Here is a 21,423-nt window from a genome sequence, read left to right on the forward strand (position 1 = left end):
TATGAATATGATAAAAAGGGTACTATTAGTTTTATGTTTATTATACTGTGGTGTGCAACAATTAACTGCACAGAACTTTCCAGTTCAGATCAATCCTATAGGTTCTAGACCTTACCCCAATAATTTATCGGCATTTGCCGCATCAACATCGGCAACCAACCCTTTACAATTACGTTTATTACTTACAGATATTACTACCGGAAATCAAAGGCCGATTAATTTAAGAATTAGTGTTCGTGGTAATGGAATCAATGTAGCGAGTAATCCTGCTTTTATTCAGAACCAACAACTTACTCTTGATGCAGGAATTCCTTTAACATTAGGGGCAATAGATTTAGCTCCGTATTTCGAATTCCAAAATTTACTGGGGATATCACCAGATCAATATGAGACCCCTTTAAGAGATGGAAGTTATGATTTTTGTTTTGAGGTTATTGACGCTCGTTCGGGAGTTCAAATTTCTGAAACCAAATGTGTAAACCTTCCAGTATCCCAGATAAACCCACCATTTTTAACATGGCCTATAAATGAATCAAAAATTACAGCCACCGATCCATCTCCACAAATTAATTTTAATTGGAGTCCTGCTTCTGGGGGGAATATAACAGGTGTAAAATATAAATTTAGATTAGTACAAATTCCTTTAGGAACTCAAGATATTCAAGGGTTCATGTTAGGTACTCAAGGGGGGAATAATTGTACATTTAATAATGATGATTATAGTGTAATATGTAGAGATAATATTATAGGAACTAGTCTCCCATATAACTGGAATGCTAATCCTCAAGATAATCCATTGCTCGAAGATCATATCTATGCTTGGCAAGTACAAGCATATGTAGATCAGGATGGTGAACAAATCAGTACGTTTTTCGAGAACTTTGGATTAAGTCAGGTATTCTGGTTTCGATATCAAACTCCTTGTATTGCACCAAATAATGTAGAAACTAAACAGGTCGGAGCTCGTACCGCAGCCATTGGATGGGATTTAGAAAGCACCCACATTGACTACATTATTAATTATAGAGAAAAAGGAGGTGATTCTAAATGGTATCCGATAACAACACCCAGAAATGCTACAGCTTTATCAAACCTTAAACCAGCAACGCGATATGAGTACAAAGTTGCTGGTAATTGTGATGCCGAAAATGTAGCGTATGGACAAGTAATGGAATTTGAAACCGTTACTGAAGATGTAGCAATGTATCAGGGGTGTGGTATAGAACCTAATCCTTATACCGTAGATCCTAATTCTCCCAATTTAGATAGAATATTTCCTGGTTTTGTAATTATAGCAGGTGATTTTCCGATTACAGTAACCAAACTAGAAAAAAATGATTCACCTTTTAAAGGATACGGATATGCCGGTATTCCGTGGTTAGGTTTACCCGTTGTTGCTGTTGAGTTTGAGGGAATCACAGTAAATTCAAAATTGCAATTAACCAGTGGGGTGATTACGACTACTTATGACCCTACTTTTAGTAATTTTCCTGGATTTGATCCACCAGACGATCCAGGTGATCCAGGAGGTGGCACAGATCAGGATGTTACACATAATATTCCTGGGATTATTAGTAGTGTAGACCCAAATACAGATCCAGGTACTCGTACGATTACTATTTATGGTGATAATGGCGAAGTTTTAGATGTGGTAACAATGCCAGAAGGTGATGCTACAGTCACATTAGTAGATGAAGAGGGGAATACATGGGTTGTTGATTCTGAGGGTAATGTTCAAACACCCACAGATGGAGGACCAGGAAGTGATAATCCAGATGTACCTACCGATGATCTTACAGCCGAAAATATTCAGGTTAATTTCTTGCCATCGGGATCATATGCATTTGATCAAATACCAAGTAGACAAACTGGTAATCTATTAAATAATTCATCAAATAGTTATGTTGTAATCAAAGAAGCAGATAGCCTTACAGATTATTTTATACCCCATAAAGCAATACAGGCTAACAAGAATGATGAAATCATAGCGACACTTCGAGTTACAGACGAATCGGATTTAAGTAATCTTACGTTTAAGAATGAGAATGATGTTAAAATAGACGCTACCATAGGTCAAGGTAATACATTAGTTACTCTCTCGTTAAATGGAGCCAATAGCTTTAAAAGAGAGATGATTAAAGCAGTTGTATCCAAAGATGGGAAGGAAAAATTAGCAGGGCAATTTACATTGTGGCACTTGCCACGAATGACTCCAGTAAACATAACTATTGTCCCGGTTAACCTTAGTGAGGTTCCGAGTAAAGTTGCTATTCAAAAAGAATTAGATAATATTTTCAATCCTAGTTCGGTCAAAATAAACATCACAGTAAGTGATCGATTCTTTCCAGAATCTGGCTTATATAGAGAAAACGTAAAAATCTGGGATACCGATGCAGTATCACCTAGGTATTCGTATGAACTACGTAAATTTTATATAGGAGAACTAGCAAAGAATAGACTTATAGAGCAAGATCAATACTATATTTTTATTAGTGATGAGACTCCGGATATGGCGGTAACAGGTGCTATGCTGACCAAAAATCAATTCGGATTTATTTTTGAAGATCAAATTACGAATAGCAGTGCGGTTGGGTTTAAAAATAATTTAGGACAAATTATAGGGTATCATATTGGTAAGGGTATACTCGATTTACAAGATGCTACAGATTTGAGAGTAGATAAAGGATCCACCCAATGGCTTATGGATTCTGGCAGTACCGGTGTAAAATTACCACATATGCATTGGGATAAAATACATAAAGATTTTACTCCCTATAATTTCCCAAATCCAGATCAAGACGCATTATTTGATTTGCCAGAAGAAGAACAGTTTGCCAGTCTTAATTTCGGAAAAAATGGAAATGATACCTATACCTTTTTAAGCCCATCTCTAGAGGGGGTTATACTACCTCCTAAGGCAGGTAGAATAGAATTCTTTTATGGGTATAATGGAAGAGCTTCTCAAGGAGACTTCAAACAGTTTATGGATTTTATTCCGGGCTCCTTAAAATCATTTGCTGTAGGTAATCAATTTTTTGAAGCAGATATAGAACGAGCTGGTGATGTTTGGGTCTTTAAAGGGTATAAATCTGGAGATGAATATTATAAGTACGAGAAATATAGTATTGAAAGAGATGATGTTATATGGGGTAGTTTTGAAGATAGTCCAATAGTTCTTTTACATGATAAATTAATAAAACTCAGTACTTCTGAAATAGATGTTCTTCCATATTCATACGATACTAAGAACCTCAAAACAGTATTTGATTTTCAGGCAAATGTGCAAGCACATAACAAACGTGAGAAGCTAAGTTCAAGTCAAAGAGTTGTGGTAAGAAATACGGTTACGCCGGTTACTCAAGGTGCAGTCGATTGGGCTTTTAAAAATAAGAATTTCGGACAGGGGCATTTGTTCGCATACTACAAAATCGCTGAGCTAAGAACGACTTTTCCTCATGTCCTTGATGAGAATATAAGAAGTGAAAGTACATATAACAAATGGCACTCAGTAGATGAAAGTTGTAAAGAAAAATTTGGTGCTCGAGGAGGACTTAGATCGAGGTTTATATCTCAATTATTACAGAAGCATTGTGACTGTGATATTCCTATAACAGGGCCTCAGGTAATAGCAACATTGGTCTGCGAAGACAAAGCTAATCCCACTAGCCCAAAACCAGAAACTCAATACGATTACATTATCGATTTTTTGAGATTTATTAGAGATGATATTCAAGGAATAATTGGAGATGAGGTACAAGGTTTTTATGCAAAATTGTCTCCTCCATATTCGACCGAGACTATTTATCAATACCTAGAAAATGTCTCTTTTGAAGAAATGACTCCTGCGCTTACTGCAGGTACAAAAAACGATTTAAAAAACCTTAATTCGGATATAGTAATTCGTATTCTTTCGAGATATGCAGATAGTTTTATAACACAAGGAGGATCTTATGAAAATGATGAAGAGTTAGCGGTAGTTCGACTAATGGAAAATATAGATGTTCCTCAGGCAAAAGGAGTAATTCAGGGATTGCAGAGAGCAAATATTTATGATCCGGAAAAAATACTCTACAAACAACTTTTTGATAAGGTAGATGATAGCTTTTTAGGGTTTTTCAAAAACAATAGAAAAGCTTTTATTAACTCCCTAATTAGATTATGTTTTTTAGATAGAGAGTTTTATGATGAGCAGTTATCAAAATATTTTAATGATTTCGAAAGGAGAAATTTTGTGCAACAATATAGAAATATTGTTCGAAGACTTGCAGAAGAAGGAATTCTTTTTAATGATTTCATATTAGCATTAGAAGCACAAAACTTAGAAGAAAATGAAGAAGGGTTTTTAAAATCACAATTTGGATACTTAGATATCGAAACTGATTATAAAGAAACTACAGGAACATTCGACGCCACTCAAGTACTTAAACAAGGGATATCTCCAGGAGTACCGGTAAGTGCTTCTGTCGAAGGATTGACTCCTTTTGATTTGGTTCGCTTTTCAGATAAAACTAGCCTTAGCATTATAGGAGACCCCAAGGCAAGTATCATGAACTACCCATTACCTGCAATAGTATTATTGTATTCGGATAATAAATTATTTAACCGTACTGTAGCGCAATCAATTAATACAACTATAGATGTAGCGTCACTTACACTGACTTTGGGTACTGCTAGTGTTGCAACAAGAGCAGGGCGATACGCACTTGCATGGAATATTTCTGACGATATAGCCTCATTAACCATTACGGGGTTAAGTGATCAAGTAAATAACCCTTATGTGCAACAATTAAGTAATGCTTTAGCACTTAAAAGTCTACTTCAGATATCGCACTGGGGTTATGACAAAATTACAAACATTAAGGTAAGCGAGCATGCTTTGGATCCTCCAAAAGTACAAGATGTGGCTGATGATATTAATAGAATATCAACAGATTCGAATGAGTTATTAAGATCAATTGCCAATGATGATAGAGCCTATATCGCAATAAACTACTATCTAAGAAGAGGGAAAATCGAAGCTATTGAGACGAACAATAGTGCGGTTTTGAGTAAAATCAATGAAAGCCTTAAGATTCTCAAGAAAGCAAGAAATGCTGCTGCTGCTTTACCGGTCGGAATAGTAGTAAAAGGGCAAGCTAAATTTGAATATTTTAAAGAGATAACATCTATCGCTGGTGCGTTTAGAGCTTTTTCGGTAAAAGAGTTAAGAGATGGAAAACGTGTTATTGTAAGAGAAAAAAGAGCAGGTACTTTTTGGCGAACTCAAGGCGAAAATCGTCAAGATATTGCGCAATACACCAGCAAAGATGGACTTTTTTACATACGACATAATCAGGAAAAGGGAGAACTCTTGTTTTTTGATGTAACAACAAAAAAAGCTATTAGTTGGTCAAAAGATAGAGATGAAGATAAGCTTTTCGATAAATTATTAAATAAGTATGCACATTTAAACAATGCAGAAAGAGAAGTTGCCGCTTACGAAGAGTTAATAGATAATCTTAAAAGGATAAATGGATATACCAACGAGAAAACAATATACCTCCCAGATGGTAATGTTTCTTTAAGCTTGGATAAAAACAATGTGATTTTAGGAAAATGGAACCCTAATAGTATCCCTGGGATAAGTGGAGAAATAGGTACAGATGATATCCTCGAAAAGCTAACAATTTTTAAAAATTATTCCTTCGCAGATAAATCGCAAGAACTACGAAAAGGAGGGATAAATATGTTAAATCTCCCTGATGAAGTTATAGACTACAACACGTTCTTTAAAGAATTTAATCTACCCTTTTTAAAATTTATAAAAGAAAATAAAGACAAAATTAGAATCATAATTGTCACTGATCCTAGAAAAAAAGATGTTTTAAGAGTATTTGAGGACGGTGTTCCTACCGATAAACTAACTGGGTTTGGAAAAGAGATTAAATACTTAATTGATAATGATATCAAAGAGGTACACTTTAGAGATGGTAGTATAATTAATTTAGCCAGTTTAGCCAATTTAGTTGATGTAGGGAGGAGGTTTACGACCACAGAGTTAGCTCTATTAAAAAGAGCAGATTTACCCGATTTTGTTGCAAATAATCTTGATGATTTACTGTTGGCAGAAAATAGAACTGCTATTTGGGAGCTTACTAATGTTCCTTCTGGACAATTTAAAAGAGGTGACTTAATTGAAGAAATATTCAATCAATGGGGTAATAAGTATGCAAATTATCAGAATCTAAATGATATCATTCCGAATTATAGAACTTTAGATTTTGATGGTGTTCTAGCTAATGTTAATGAAGTTGTTTCCTTAAAAACATTTAAACCTATATCTAATAACACTTTAGGTAACTTTAAGACAGTACTAAAAAATAACGTCAGAAAATTAAATAATGATGCAACTATAGGTGAAAATCATTCGGGAAAAGATAGGATACTTGATTTTACAATTGAAAATGGATTTTGGAGAAATAATCAATTAGACGATATTGACACATATATTGATGACCTTCTGAATGATTTTCCGAACGTTGCCGATATTCGAATTTCAGAATTTTAATTTATGGATATGATTAATTTTAATATTAGAGTTTCAAATAGTTTAACATTTGAAAATTTCATTTCGCTTTTAAAGGAAGTAGCGATCTCATATAACTCGAAAAAATTATCGTTTGAGTATACTTTAGAAGAGAAGTTACTTGATGCCACTTTTATAGATTATTCCGCTTTTGAGAGTTTTTACAATAATGAAATGAGGTTTGATGTATTGAAACTTGAAAAAGGAAATAGCTTTATTGGTTTTCAAAACAGTCAAGGTGATTTGAGAATTTTTGGAAAGAGTGGGAATAAATCAATAGTTCATTATGTAATTGGATTGTTGAAAGATAATATGGTTTATGCTTATATCCATAATGACTTTGATTTAACATTGAGTAGGACTAAAAATTATAGAGTTTGGAAGAGAAAGCTAAAAGAAATTCCAACCTATGTTCAAAAGGTTAATAATCCTCAAAGTATAAGTGAACGTGATAAGTATTTGATAGACCTAGAAAGTTTACCAACTCATTATCATCAAATTAATACTGGTGATAAATTATGGTTTGGTGCTTGTTGTGAAATGTATTTTTCTGAGTTGTATTATAAATACATACCAAGAATTGAATGGGATAAATTTACGGACTGCGAAGAGAATACTGTTTCGGAAAATGGGATAAGGAGAATTATTTTATATAAGGATTTATCTGATTTTGAAAACATTGAGAATAGAAATAAACAATGGGCTTTTAGAAATCAATTAGGTATTGATAAAGTTGCTCATAAGCTCATCCAAAATGGAACTAACCCAACTGTTGTTTAAGATTAGATTTATGAAAAAAATAGAAGGATTATATAGAATAAATAACCCTCATACCGCTAATGAAAAACATGGCGGAAAGACTATCATGAAAGAGGTGTATTGGTATCTCGCATTTTATGATAACGATTATAGAGTTGGACTTTATGGAAGTACAAATAATGATTACAGTCGCTTCATTTCAGAAAAATTTGAATTAGGAGGAAACTATATTCTTGATGATGATAAAATAGAATTTAAAATAGAAAACCCGTACACCAACGAAACTATTGGTTTTAAAGGAGTGATTTCTAAAGATAAGAATGAAATAGCGATACAGGGAATAAAAGAATCAGATAATGAACAAAAGTGGATTGACGACACTTTTAAAAAAATTGAATTAGACGATATATCATAGGAAAATACTGTTTTAAAAATCAATGTTAATACCTACAGAATGAAAAAAATATACCTCTTCATACTATTACTATTATGTGTTTCCACAGTAACATGGGGTAATACAAGTAAAGATACATTAAGGATTAAAAAGGGAAGAACTATTCAGCCTATAGGTAAAATGGTATTGCAAACGAGAACTTTTGCAAACTTAGATAAAGAAATAGAAAAAAACTTTGCCCATCATTTATCTCCAAAAACGCTAGATACACACGAAGAAAAAATAAAAATAAGTACTAAGAGTCGGGATTTATTAGAAGAGGCCAAAGGCACATTTGAACTACTAGAAGAAACTCAAAATTATATAGAACAGTTAGTTACTTATGATGATATAAAAACCTTACCGGTAGGAATCAGTAGAGAGATTGGAAATGTTCGTTATGATCTGGGAATTAGCAAAGTTACTTTTTATCAAAATTATGCCGAGATGACGGCTTTCGTTCGTATTAGAACACCTATGGCTGGTGCTAGTGCTGAAGATACAGATGCAGAAGGAAATACGGTGTTATTTTTTGGACTAGATAAGATAAAACTGTCGTTAACTGGCGGATTGGTAGGAATCAATAACAACCTTGTCCTACTCAAAGATTATGAACTGCATACTAATGGTCAAAATCAAAATGGAACAGGAAAAGGGTATTCCTTATTACTAAAAGGAGGATTTGATAGAACTACAGGTCAGGTTAATTTGGACAAAGGATCATTTGTAACCATAAATTGTGATGGTTTTGATAGTATGTCTCTTAATGCAGAAATATTATTTTCTCGTTCGATGCTCGAACCTGTTGATGCAAATAATGTTGTAATCAGTGATACCAATGAAAGAGTTTCTGCTGCTTTTAAGATAACAGCAAAAGATTGGAACGATATTTTGGTAGAAAATTTGACGTTCCAAAAATTCCAAATGACATCGTTTCGGGGATTAATTTTTGAGATAAAAAATGCAGCCTTTGATTTTAGCGATATTCGAAATCCAGGAATTACTTTTCCTGATGGATATGCAGCACAAGGAGGTGATGTCTCTAATACTTGGCGAGGAGTGCACATGCAAAGTGCTACTATTATTTTACCTAAAACATTTAAAAAAAGAAATTCAAATGATCGCATAACGATCAGTGCTATGAACCTTTTGATTGATCGGCAAGGAGTTTCTGGATTATTTAAAGCTGAAAACTTAATTAAACTCAATGAAGGAGATGCTTCAAAATGGCAATTTTCTGTAGATACTTTTGAAGTTGCTTTAATTGCTAATTCTATAGATGGAGCTGGTTTTGCAGGCAAAATAGTATTACCTCTTTCAAAAGAAGCAGTAGATAATCAAAATGAAGATGGAACAGTATTGAACTATGAAGCTGTGATTTTTGATGCTCAAGATTATAAACTTACAGTAGGTACTATAGATAAAGAGTTAAGGTTTGATTTATGGAAAGCAAAGGCAGTGATCCGAGAAGGTTCTTATGTCGAGTTTAAGGTTGAAGACGATAAGTTTATGCCCAAAGCAGTATTGAGTGGTAAACTATCTATAGGAACTGATCAAGATATTAATGATGAATCTGGTAATTCTAATGATATAGCAGATAAAATAATAGAAGTACCTAATGTAGAATTTGAAAACTTGCAAATACAGGCAAAACAACCATATATACAGGTTGGAGCCGATACTGATGAAGGATTTGTAAGCGGGTCCTTTTCTTTTGGAGAGGGTGAACAAGCCAGATTAACCGGTTTTCCGGTTACAATATCAAAACTAAGTCTAAAAACAGATGAGAATAAGACAGCAGAATTAGTTTTTAGAGTAGGTATCAATTTAATGAAAGATAAAATTTCAGCTAAAACCAATATTCATATTAAAGGTCAATTTGCCGAAGAAGGAGGAATTCAACGTTGGAAATATGATTCTTTTGAAATAAAAGATATGTTCCTCGAAGCGGATTTAGAAGCATTAGAATTTGAAGGTCAGGTCGAATTTATGACCGATGATCCTGTATATGGAAATGGATTTAAAGGACAAATAACGGTAACATTTAAAAAAGGAATTAAGGTTAGGTTAAGTTCTACAGCCGTATTTGGACGTACCAGAGATGAAGGTGATGTACCAGGATTTAGATATTGGTATATCGATGCTTATGCTGGTAGACTGAGTAAGAATAATACGTACTCAAAGTTAGCAGTAAGTGCTTTTGGAGGTGGTGCTTTTTATCGAATGGATAGAGCAGGTTTTTCTTCTTTAAACAATGTTACTGGACTAGACTATAAACCTGATCGCTCTGTAGGGCTAGGAATAAAAGCAATGGTAGAATTTAATAATCTAGCTACATCCCAATTGTTTAATGGTACTGCAGCTTTCGAAGTTGTTTTTTATAAAGCGGGAGGGATGAAACGTATTTCATACTACGGCGAAGCGCATATCTTATCAAAAACAGAGAGTGATCCGAAAGCAAAAATAATTGATGGATTAAAGAATGTGATTACAAAAGAAGAGGGATATTCTGGTGACCTGGAAGCGGATAAAGTAGGAAACCTAAATGAAGTAGCGGAAAATATTTTTGGAAGTACTAATATAAAAGGACGAGATGGTATCCATGCTTTTGTTGCTTTGCAATACGATTTTGGAAACAATGGATCTCGAAGCTCATTACACGGAGTAGTAGATGTCTATTTTAAGATGAAGGGAGGTACTATAAGAGGTGGAGGTCCTGATAATCATGCCGGAAGAATAGAGTTTCATTTCGAAAAAAATAACTGGAGTGTATTTTTAGGAAAACCCGAACACCCACTGGCCTTAACATTAGAAATAGGAGGGTATACCATTACTACAACAGGATATTATATGGCAGGATATAATATACCAGATTTAACATTACCAAAAAATAATCCAGTAACCAAGATATTAAACCTTACTGATAATGAACGGCTATTTAATAACAAATCAGTTACGGATAGTCAACACCTCTTGGAAAAAGGGAGAGGATATGCCTATGGAATTGGGTATCATTTGGATACAGGTCCTATCGATGTAGGATATTACTTTTATCAGTTAACTGCTGGTATTGGATTTGATTTGTTAGTGCAAAACGTTGGAGATAATGTTTGTGATCATAATAATGAAACTCCAGGAGTAAATGGATGGTATATGTCCGGACGATTATGGGCTTATGTAACAGGAAGCTTTGGTATTGTCATCAATCTTTATTTTTGGGAAGCCAGAGCGACCTTAATAACTATAGGTGCTGCAGTTGAATTAAAAGCAGAATTGCCTAACCCATGGTGGTTTAAAGGAAGAATTGGTGTGTATGCAGAAGTTTTGGGAGGTGTTATTACTGTCAATATTCGAGCTGAAGTAGAATGGGGTACACGCTGTGAGTTAATACGACCAACGGGGTTAGATTTCGCTATTATTTCAGATATAAGTCCTCCAGAAGACGATACAGAAGTAGATGTATTTACCTCTCCCGAAGTTGGGTTTAATATTAAAATTGATGAACCCTTTGAGTATGTAGAAGAAGATGAAACTGTGAAACAATATAAAGTTCGATTGGATGAATTCTCTGTAAAACAAGGAGGGAGTGTTTTACCGGGTAAATTGAAGTGGAATAAACAAAAAGATCTGGTTACTTATGTGACTGATGATATATTGCCACCCCAGAAAAAAATTAATATAAAAGTTGGGGTAGTAGTGCAGGAATTAAAAGGAAATGAATGGGTCGATATTATAAATGACGGGAAATTAGCCGAAGAAACAAGAGAGCAAAGTTTTACTACAGGGATTGCTCCAGATTATATTCCTTTTCATAATATCGAATATGCGTATCCTGTGGTCAATCAAAAATACCTATACCCTAAGCAACATAATAATGGCTATTTAAAACTGAAAAAAGGACAAGATTATTTATTCTCGAGTAGTGCTTTTAACAAAGTTGCTGTTTTTGAAGGGAATGGAAATGATGAGAAAAAAGCGTTTAGTTATAACAATGCAAGCAATAAAATAGCCTTTTCATTTCCTAAATTAATTAATGAACAAGAATATTCTTTGGTATTAAATAATGAACCCAAAGGTAGTAATCGAAGTACTTTGTCGAGAGAACAGAAGGTTATAGATGGAGGGTTTGAAGTCAAGCCTGAAGATGAAGAGGATGGAACCATTTCTGTTAGAAACGCGAAAATTCAAGGAAAAAGCTCAAGTGCAGAGGTAATCGAATTGTTACGATATGACTTTGGAGTGAGTATTTATGATACATTTAGAGAAAAGGTTAATGTAAAAAAACAGATAAGATCTCTAATAGACATTGCTAAAACTTTAAACCCCAATACAGAGCAAGAAGAATATGTGTGGGATGCTCATTTTTTACTAGCTATTACAGAAGAGTCTGAGCCATTTGACCTTCCCGAATTAGAAGGAAATGAGTATACAGGAGCCGATGAAGAAGGCGTTAATATGCCACTGATTACTGTCGAAGCCAACCTAAGAGGTAATCGATATTATAACAATTATATCTATCCATTGGTGTATAAGGGTTATCCATTACGAGAGGATTTTACAGTAACTAGAGATGTTGAAGAGATGGGGATGCCACCTACCAAAGCTGTTTTAGTAATTTCACATTACACACATAGTTTGGAGAATGATCCTAGAGATTGGTGGATTAAAGAACGGATGCCGCATCGTTATCATTTACCATACTATTATAAAAAGGATTTTGTAGACATACGATATAAAATTGTAAATGCATTTTTTCCAAATGCAGCCAATCATCAAGGGCAGATAGCTCAATACGATTACATCATCAACGGCGAGTTTCCAGTCATACGAAAAGGAGATTATCGAACTCAAATTAAGTATGAGTTACCAGGAGGAGTAACTAGTGATTCAAAAAACTATACCTATACATTTGATTAATTTTTAACATGAACATAAAACTATACCTCATATTAATTTCCTTTTTGACTATTACTACCATATGTCAGGCGCAAAGTAGTGTATCTAAAAGTGAAATTAAAGTAATATCCAGAGTGCAAAAAGGGCGTATTTTACTTCGATGGGCACCCAATAAACCTGCCGCTTGGAAGCTTTTGAATACGTATGGATATACAATTAGTAGAACCACTGTTTCTCGTGATGGTAAAACACTTATTGATGGAGAAACAAAAGTACTGAATCCATTACCATTATCACCAGGAAAAAAAGAAGAATGGGAAGAGATGGCGAAGGCAAATGATAATGCAGCAATTGTTGCACAAGCTATTTTTGGAGACACTTTTATGGTCGCTCATAACACATCTAGTACGAACCCTTTTGAGCGCATTGTAAAAAAATCTGAAGAACTAAAACAACGATTTAGTTTCTCATTATTAATAGCCGATCAAGATTTTGAGGTAGCTCAAAAAGCGGGGTTAGGTTTTGTCGATACAGATGTAAAGGTTAATGAGAAATATCTATATCAAGTAAAACCAAATGTACCTAGTGATCTACATGCCATAGTATATGGAGGTGTATTTACAGGATTAACAGAATACGAAGAGCTACCAAAACCGGTTGATTTTACGGCATCTTTCAAGGATAAAGAAGTAATACTTAGTTGGAATTCGGGAATATTACATGATTATTACAACAAATACAAAATAGAAAAGTCGACTGATGGGATACATTTTTCTTCAATTACAGAAAAACCATATACAGTAAATAAAAAACGATCAAGAGAAGGTAGTACCATGTTTACGGATTCTATTAGTAATCTAACAACTTTTTATTACCGGATCAAAGGATTATCATCTTTTGGAGAATTAGGCCCTCCATCCAAAATAATAAAAGGGCAAGCAAAACCTTTCTTGACCATTAATCCTACTCTGACTACACAAAAAATAAATGACAAATCTGTTCTAATTAATTGGGAATTTCCTGTGGATAAAAACAAAATGATTGTTGGGTTTAAATTACAACGTTCAGACACAAAAACAGGTAGTTATACAACTGTTGTTGATAATATCTCAAAAGATAAACGAAGTATAACTTATGATAATCTTGATGTATCAAACTATTTTAAAATTATTGCTATAGGTAAATATGGTAAAGAAAGAGCTTCTTTTTCTATGTTGGTGCAGCCTGATGATGAGGAACCTCCGGTACCTCCAACTGGTTTTAGTGGGGTGATTGATACATTAGGGGTTGTACGCTTATCATGGCTACAAAATAGAGAGAAAGATCTTTTGGGGTATAGAGTGTATACAGCTAATAATCCAAATCATGAATTTAGCCTTATCACACCGCATACCTTAATCGAGAACGAATTTACCGATACAATTTCTATGGCAAATTCAAATCGTAAAGTATACTATAAAATTAATGCATTGGATCAAAGGGCGAATCCTTCAGGGTTTTCGGAAATCCTTGAACTCGTTAAACCAGATTTAATACCACCAGGTCAACCTGTTATCAAAAAAGCGCATCAAACTGCTAACAACACGCTCGAATTGTCATGGACCCCTAGTCCTAGCGCAGATGTAGAAAACTATTTGATATATAGAAAAGAAGATGATATAAAAGAGTGGGAATTAATTTTTTCTGGTTCAAAAGAAGAAAGAGGCTTCATAGACACAGATATAAAGGTTGAAAAACTATATAGTTATACCATTATAGCAAAGGACAAAACGGGGTTAGAATCTCCACCGGTAGCTCCAGTTTCTGTTGTTGCAAGATATATTGGTGCCCGTCCAGAGATAAAAAGCTTTAATGCGATCGCTAATATTGAAGAACATTTTGTGCAGCTTAATTGGCGATATAATGAAGATAATATTACCCAGTTTGAAATCTATAAAGCTAAAGAAGAAGAGCCTTTACAATTGTATAAGACAGTATTTGCAGATGTGCGAACAACTCGAGATACTGATTTAAGTATTAATACAAATTATAAGTATGTAATTAGAGCTGTGTTTAAGGATGGAGGGTTATCAAAAAAAACGGAGTTAACCATAAAATATTAAGGCTATGAAGAAATTAAAGATTATTTTAATCATTGCTACAGTACTTAATTTTAGTGTAGTTTTTGCGCAAGATTATGTGGTCAAAGTAACTCCAAGTGGGCCACCAGCCGGAGGAGATGTTCGTTTTGCTATTACCCGACTTGAATATAAAATGTTTAGTGGGGCTACTCAGGTAGATAGCTATAGTTTTATTAGTGATCAAGCTACTTTTCCTACAGCAATTATGACCTCGAATCAGAGGGTAACAAGGATTCAATTAGAATTTTCATATCAAGTCTCTAGTAGTTCTGCTCCTTATTCATGTAGTATAACAGAAGATATTATTCTATCAGGAACTCAACAAGATTGCTACAAAAGAACCTTTACAAACAGCAGGTGTTCTTTGGATGTCGAATTAATTCATACTAAGGCAGCTATATCTCAACCGGTAAACGATAGTTTTTGTTTGGATGATGGCTTAACATTTACTAGAATAAATGATTGTACTAATGCCAGTTATCGTTGGTTTTATAATATTGATAGTGCAGGAACCTTTAGAGATACTGGTGTGAGTACAGTGGGAAGACAACCAGCTGTTATCCCTTTTGGTAGGTTAATCCCTAGTAATTATAGGGGGAGTATTAGATTAAGGGCAAGAATAACTATAAGAGGAGTTAATTATAATTCTAATATTGTTGTATTTAATACATTGCCTTGTGCCCCCGAAATTTCTAGAATCATTCCTCGAAGTGCTTCTTGCGGAAGAAGCAATGGTGGACTTACTATAAATTTTAGAGAAGCCGTAAATCAAGAAATGTTATTTATTATAAGAGAAAGAGGTAGGCCAGTAGAAAGCGTACAGCAATATGTAGGAGGATCTAGTTTTGTATGGCCTACAAATAAAGGATTGCGTTCGGGTAGATATACACTTACCTACCAGCCTTTTCCAGGAGAGGCAATTGATCAACCAGGTACAATTGTGATAGGGGATACTCCAAAGATTCGTTTCTCTGCTTTTAAAACTGAAGACGTACAATGTTTTGGAGAAATTACAGGAAGACTAACCATAACGGCAAGTAATGGTAATGGTCGATATCAATATAAAGTTAATGGCGGTCCATGGCGTAACTTTACAAGTGGAAACCGACATGTATTAACCGGACTGGCTGGGCGTCAAAATTATAGAATAGAAGTACAAGATACAAGCGGTTGTGAAGGAGAAACAGCCTCAGGAAATGTAGGAGAAAATGTATTTATTAACGGGCCTGCGGATGGCGTAACTTTTAGGAATGTTCGAATTACAGATATTACGTTTAGAGGAGATAATACGGGAGCTATTAATTTGACTGTGTCGGGAGGATCGAGACCATATAATTATCAATGGAGTAATGGCAGCACAACAGAGGATATATCTGGATTACGAGCAGGATTTTATACACTTGTGGTAACAGATAATAACGACTGTGTATTCACTTCGCCAAGGTATGAAGTAACAGAGCCAGATGCTCTAAATGTGAATATTGAAATTGATCAAGTGGTATCGTGTACTGATGATACGAATGGTGTTTTGGAAGCTAACCCAAGTGGAGGAATTGCTTCTGCAGGATATCAATATGAATGGACAAAAACTGGGGATCCATCTTTTGGTAGGACTACAAAAAGAATTACAAATCTATCTGCAGGAACATACAATGTTACAATTAGTAATGTAGGTGCACCAAGTACATCAGATGCCGAAACATTAGTTAATCCAGCAACCTTATCCTTTTCGTCTCTTACTGTGCAAGATGTACTTTGTTTTGGAGAACGAACGGGTGCTATTAGATTTACTATTTCAGGAGGAAGACGACCATACACTATTAATTGGAGCAATGGTGTGACACAAACGACAAATGGTTCAGTAGCTTTTGTTAATCAGCCAAGGGGAGAGTATAGTTTTCAAATTTTGGACACCGAAAATTGTGCTATAAGTAGTACTGATCCCATTAGTATTACCGAAGAAGATGAAATCATTATTGATGTTGATGGTTTGGGGATTCAAGGTCCTACCACAGTAAATGGAACTAATGGAGCGATAGATATAGAAGTTTCTGGAGGTACTGGCACCGGAACATATACTTATACATGGACCAGTGATCAATTTGGAGGTACCATAACCACAGAAGATCTATCAAATTTAACTGAAGGAAATTATACAGTTACGATTACAGATGCAAATAACTGCCCCAAGATTAGAAATTTTGAATTAAAAGATCCAGAACCTTTAGAGGCTTCTATACAAATAGATCAAGATATTTTATGTTTTGGGCAAAAAGCGAATTTAACTGCTATTGTGCAAGGGGGAGTTACCAACTCGGCGCAAAGCCATAGTTACCAATGGTATGTTATTGAATCTGGAGTACCTGTAGAAATAACAGGAGAAACCAATCGATCCATTACAGGTTTAGACGAAGGTATTTATGAAGTTATGGCTACCGATATTGTTGGAGTTTCTAAAATAAGCGATAGAGAAACGTTTATTGAACCTTCAGAAATTATATTAGGAGGTACGCATATAGATGTATTCTGTAACGGAGGTAATAACGGAAGTATTGATCTTACTGCTAATGGTGGTACCGGGGTATTAACGTATAGTTGGAGTAAACAGGAAGATGTTTTATTTAATAGTACAGATCAAGATCTAAATAATTTAACTTCAGGTACGTATATAGTAGAAGTTCGTGATGAAAATATAGAATGTGTGAAGCGTAAAACTTTTGTAGTAACGCAACCAGATAATCCATTAACCATTATAGATTCTTCTCAAGAAAACGTAAAAATATTTGATGAGAGTACAGGTTCAATATCGATTACTGTTTCTGGTGGTACCTTAGGCTATATCTATAAGTGGACCAAACTCGAAGACTTAGGTTTTTTATCTACCGAAAAAGATTTGACCAATATCAAAGCAGGTAATTATACCGTAGAAATAGTTGATGCTAATATAAATACGACTACATCTAATGCAGGATGTATGACGTCTATGGATTTTGAAATCACTCAACCGGATAAGTTAGAGGTAGAGATTACGATTGGTAACCCCTTGGATTGCTTCGAATTTGTAAATGGTGTTTTAGATGCAAATGCTATTGGGGGTATCGAAGATCAACCATATAGTTACAATTGGTTTAAAATTACAGATGGTCAAGAGGTAGAGATTACTCAGGGTGCATCTTTAAGCTTCGCAGAAAATTTAGGAAGTGGTAGTTATAAAGTAATTGTAGAAGATGTTAATGGAGCGATAGCTTCAGATACTTTTATTTTTGAAGAACCAGACAAAATAGTCGTTTCATTAATTGGTACAACTGGAGTAAAGTGTTTTGGCGAATCTAACGGAAGTTTACGACTTAATATAGTGGGAGGAACACCATTTGATGATGATACTTATATATTAGAATTGTATAGAAACGGAAATTTTTATACCAATGGTTCTTTCCCAGTAGGAGATGTAGAGTTTGATGATTTACCCGAAGGGAATTATGAGATTACAGTCCAAGATAAAAATGGTTGCCCTCAAATTGAAGTACCAGATGCCATAAAAGTTATACAACCCGATGCTCCTTTACGTATTTCTGATGTTGATGTCATTGATCTAACAGGATTTGAAACACAAAATGGTATCGTTACGGTTACCGTATCCGGAGGAACTAAAGAATATAAATATGAATGGCGAAGAGAAAATGAAACAAGTATTATTGGTAGAGAAAGTACAATAGATAATTTACCTATAGGAAATTATGAGGTAACGGTTATAGACGCTAATGACTGTACAACAAATGGATTGTATACACTAGAACAACCAGATAAATTGGAAGTCACTGTAGATTACCCAAGTATTGGCGGTAGAGTATCTTGTAATGGAGCTAAGGATGCTATATTGGAAGCTGCGGTTACAGGTGGAGTACCTTTCGATTTAGATACAAATCCTTACTACCATTATCAATGGTATGAAGATGACGATCCGAGCTTGGTAATCGGTACAAATCAAATACTTAATAATATTGGAAAAGGAAATTATTTTGTAATCGTTACGGATATTAATAATAATATCACAAAGTCGTTGACTTTTGAAGTAGAAGAGCCATCGATAATTACAATCAATATAACCAGTACAACTAATATAACATGTTTTAATGATGCTTCAGGAGGCATTACCGTTGAAGTTTCTGGAGGAACACCTTTTGATAATGGAGAGTATTTATATAATTGGAGCAATGGGGATACCACAAAGGATGTTTCTAACCTTTTGGCAGGTAACTATTTCTTAACCGTAACCGATAGGAATGGTTGTCAAATGAATACGGCGGATATAACTCTTAACGAACCGGGGCCATTAACCATAACTGAAATAAGTAGAGTGCAAGCTTCTTCATCAATAGCAAGAGATGGATCTATAACCATAAATGTAACGAGTGGTACGCCACCCTATAATTATGAATGGTATGATCCTAATGGAGCGCAGTTTCCTTCAAATACCAATACACTTACTAATACCGGGAATGGGGAGTATTTTGTTACCATTACTGATGCTAACCTATGTGTTATCGAAAGAAGAAATATAGATGATCCTATAGCTGGACTTTCTGTGGATATCGTTCAAATAAACCCTGTATTATGTCAGGGGTCTAATACAGCAAGTTTACGTGCGAATGTGATGGGAGGTATTCCGTTTTCCAGTAATGATCCGTTTATATATACTTGGTATGAAGAAGGTAATCCTAACTCGATTGGTGAGGGTCGAGTAGTATATGAACTTCCTATCGGGAACTATTATGTTATTATTGAAGATGCAGTTGGTGATACTATACAAAGTGATGTGTATGAAATAAACGGACCTCCTGTAGAGTTAGAAGTTACTCTCGCCACGGATTATGTTAATTGTGGAGATCAAAATGATTGGACCATTACAGCGACTGTAGTAGGTGGGGTTCAACCATATAATTATTTTTGGCAAAATGGATTTAGTGTTGATCAAGAATTGATCGATGTTCCTTCGGGAACATATACGCTTGTCATTCAGGATGCTCGTGGATGTATTGCTCAAACTACTATTACAACATTTGACCCGGTCCCTTTAGAGGCTAATATCTCAGGAACAGACCCTTTGTGTTATCAAGGCAGTACAGGTATGGCAGAAATAGAAGCACTGGGCGGAGTTCCTCCTTATACTTATGTCTGGAGTACAGGTGCTGTTACAGCAAGTATTTCAAATATTCCTGAAGGAGATTATTTTGTTGAGGTTATGGACAACAAAGGATGTACAATTATAAAAGAAATAACACTAATAGATCCTAATGAGATTTTGTTGGATATTGGTCCAGATAATAAAATATTATGTCAAGGGCAGACCTATACTGTTGATGCCAGTATTGATGATCCTAGCGCAACATATAGATGGACTTCAGGTAAGGGATTTGAGAGTTTTGATGCTGAAGTAACACTATCTGAAGAAGCAAATTATCAAATAGAAATCACTACGGGACTAGGATGTATTGCAACTGCAAATTTATCAATAACGGTAAGAGAAACTCCATTGATAGCAGAGTTTCTGTTGTCTTCTGATGTATTTGTAAACCAGGGATTTGTATTGGCAAATGTGAGTTATCCTACACCAGATCGTGTAGAGTGGACTTTCCCCGAGAAAACTCAAGTTATTGATATTGATGATACGTATGCCGAAATTCAATTTAGTGAAATAGGAGAATATAAGGTAAGTATGACTGTTTATCTGGATGGATGTCAAGAAACTTTCTCTGAAACTATAATCGTTAGAGAACAATCAACCTCATCCGATGATGATACGGGTAATTTTTTAAAGGACTTTACGATCTATCCAATTCCTACAGATGGTAATTTCACTATAGAAATGAAATTTAAAGAAGTAGTACCTATCTCCTTTAATATATATAGTGTGGTAAGTAATACTCCTGTGTTGGCTACGGCATACAAAAATGATGGAGCTTCAGAATATTCAATACCAATGAGTCTGAAAGGGCAAAATTTACCTCCTGGAGTTTATTTTATCATCTTAGAGGTTCCGGGCAAACGTTACGTGCATAAAATTGTAATAGAGTAATAATATGGGTAAATAACTATGGTTAAATGAGATATTAAAAGAAGGTATCTTCGACTTCAATTTTCATTAATCTTGTGTTAAACAAAAATCAATTACACATTTTTTCGTAATTTTGTTGATCAAATGAAAAAGGTAATTCATAATATAGCGGCAGTTCTATTGGCTTTTGTAGTGTTATTTTCTACAATGTCCTTTACTGTGAATATGCATTATTGTGGCAATACTTTGATGAATGTTGCATTGTATAAGGAGGCTAAATCCTGCAGTATGGAAATGCAACAAATGCAACCGCCATCAGATTTTCATGTAATGAAAAAGAGTTGTTGTACAGATAAACAACTTAATTTTGAAGGGCAAGATGAGTTAAAAACTTCGTTTGATAAACTCACATTTGATCAACAAACATTTATTACTACCTTCTTCTATTCATATGTAAACCTTTTTGAAGGTTTAGAAGAGAATGTGATTCCTTTTAAAGAATATCCACCTCCTTTATTGGTCAAAGATATTCAAGTACTTTACGAGACTTTTCTTATTTGATTTTTTAAACTATAAGTGTATAATTCCTCAGTTT

The 21,423-nt window shown here is 34.6% G+C and carries 7 protein-coding genes; all 7 read left to right on the forward strand.

The window, feature by feature from the left end; all coding sequences use genetic code 11:
* Nucleotides 1-7 precede the first annotated feature (7 nt).
* The 7 genes from DK508_RS02525 (at nt 8) to DK508_RS02555 (ending at nt 21,389) form a co-directional block, all read left to right on the forward strand.
* A complete protein-coding gene (locus tag DK508_RS02525; RefSeq protein WP_160114532.1) occupies nt 8-6,547 on the forward strand; it encodes a fibronectin type III domain-containing protein in 6,540 nt (2,179 codons plus the stop codon).
* A 3-nt stretch (nt 6,548-6,550) separates the two neighbouring features.
* A complete protein-coding gene (locus tag DK508_RS02530) occupies nt 6,551-7,345 on the forward strand; it encodes a hypothetical protein (RefSeq protein WP_109299173.1) in 795 nt (264 codons plus the stop codon).
* Nucleotides 7,346-7,355: 10 nt separating this feature from the next.
* Nucleotides 7,356-7,739, forward strand: a complete 384-nt coding sequence (locus DK508_RS02535) for a hypothetical protein (RefSeq protein ID WP_109299174.1) — start codon at nt 7,356-7,358, stop codon at nt 7,737-7,739.
* A 39-nt stretch (nt 7,740-7,778) separates the two neighbouring features.
* A complete protein-coding gene (locus DK508_RS02540; protein WP_109299175.1) occupies nt 7,779-12,674 on the forward strand; it encodes a hypothetical protein in 4,896 nt (1,631 codons plus the stop codon).
* Between the two features lie 8 nt (nt 12,675-12,682).
* Nucleotides 12,683-14,755, forward strand: coding sequence for a fibronectin type III domain-containing protein (locus tag DK508_RS02545; RefSeq protein WP_109299176.1), 2,073 nt, complete (start codon nt 12,683-12,685; stop codon nt 14,753-14,755).
* A gap of 4 nt (nt 14,756-14,759) precedes the next feature.
* Nucleotides 14,760-20,849, forward strand: a complete 6,090-nt coding sequence (locus tag DK508_RS02550) for a SprB repeat-containing protein (protein WP_109299177.1) — start codon at nt 14,760-14,762, stop codon at nt 20,847-20,849.
* A gap of 123 nt (nt 20,850-20,972) precedes the next feature.
* On the forward strand, nt 20,973-21,389 hold the full coding sequence (locus DK508_RS02555) for a hypothetical protein (protein WP_109299178.1): 417 nt from the start codon (nt 20,973-20,975) through the stop codon (nt 21,387-21,389).
* Nucleotides 21,390-21,423 lie beyond the last annotated feature (34 nt).

This window comes from Aquimarina sp. AU474, assembly GCF_900312815.1.
Lineage (GTDB): Bacteria > Bacteroidota > Bacteroidia > Flavobacteriales > Flavobacteriaceae > Aquimarina.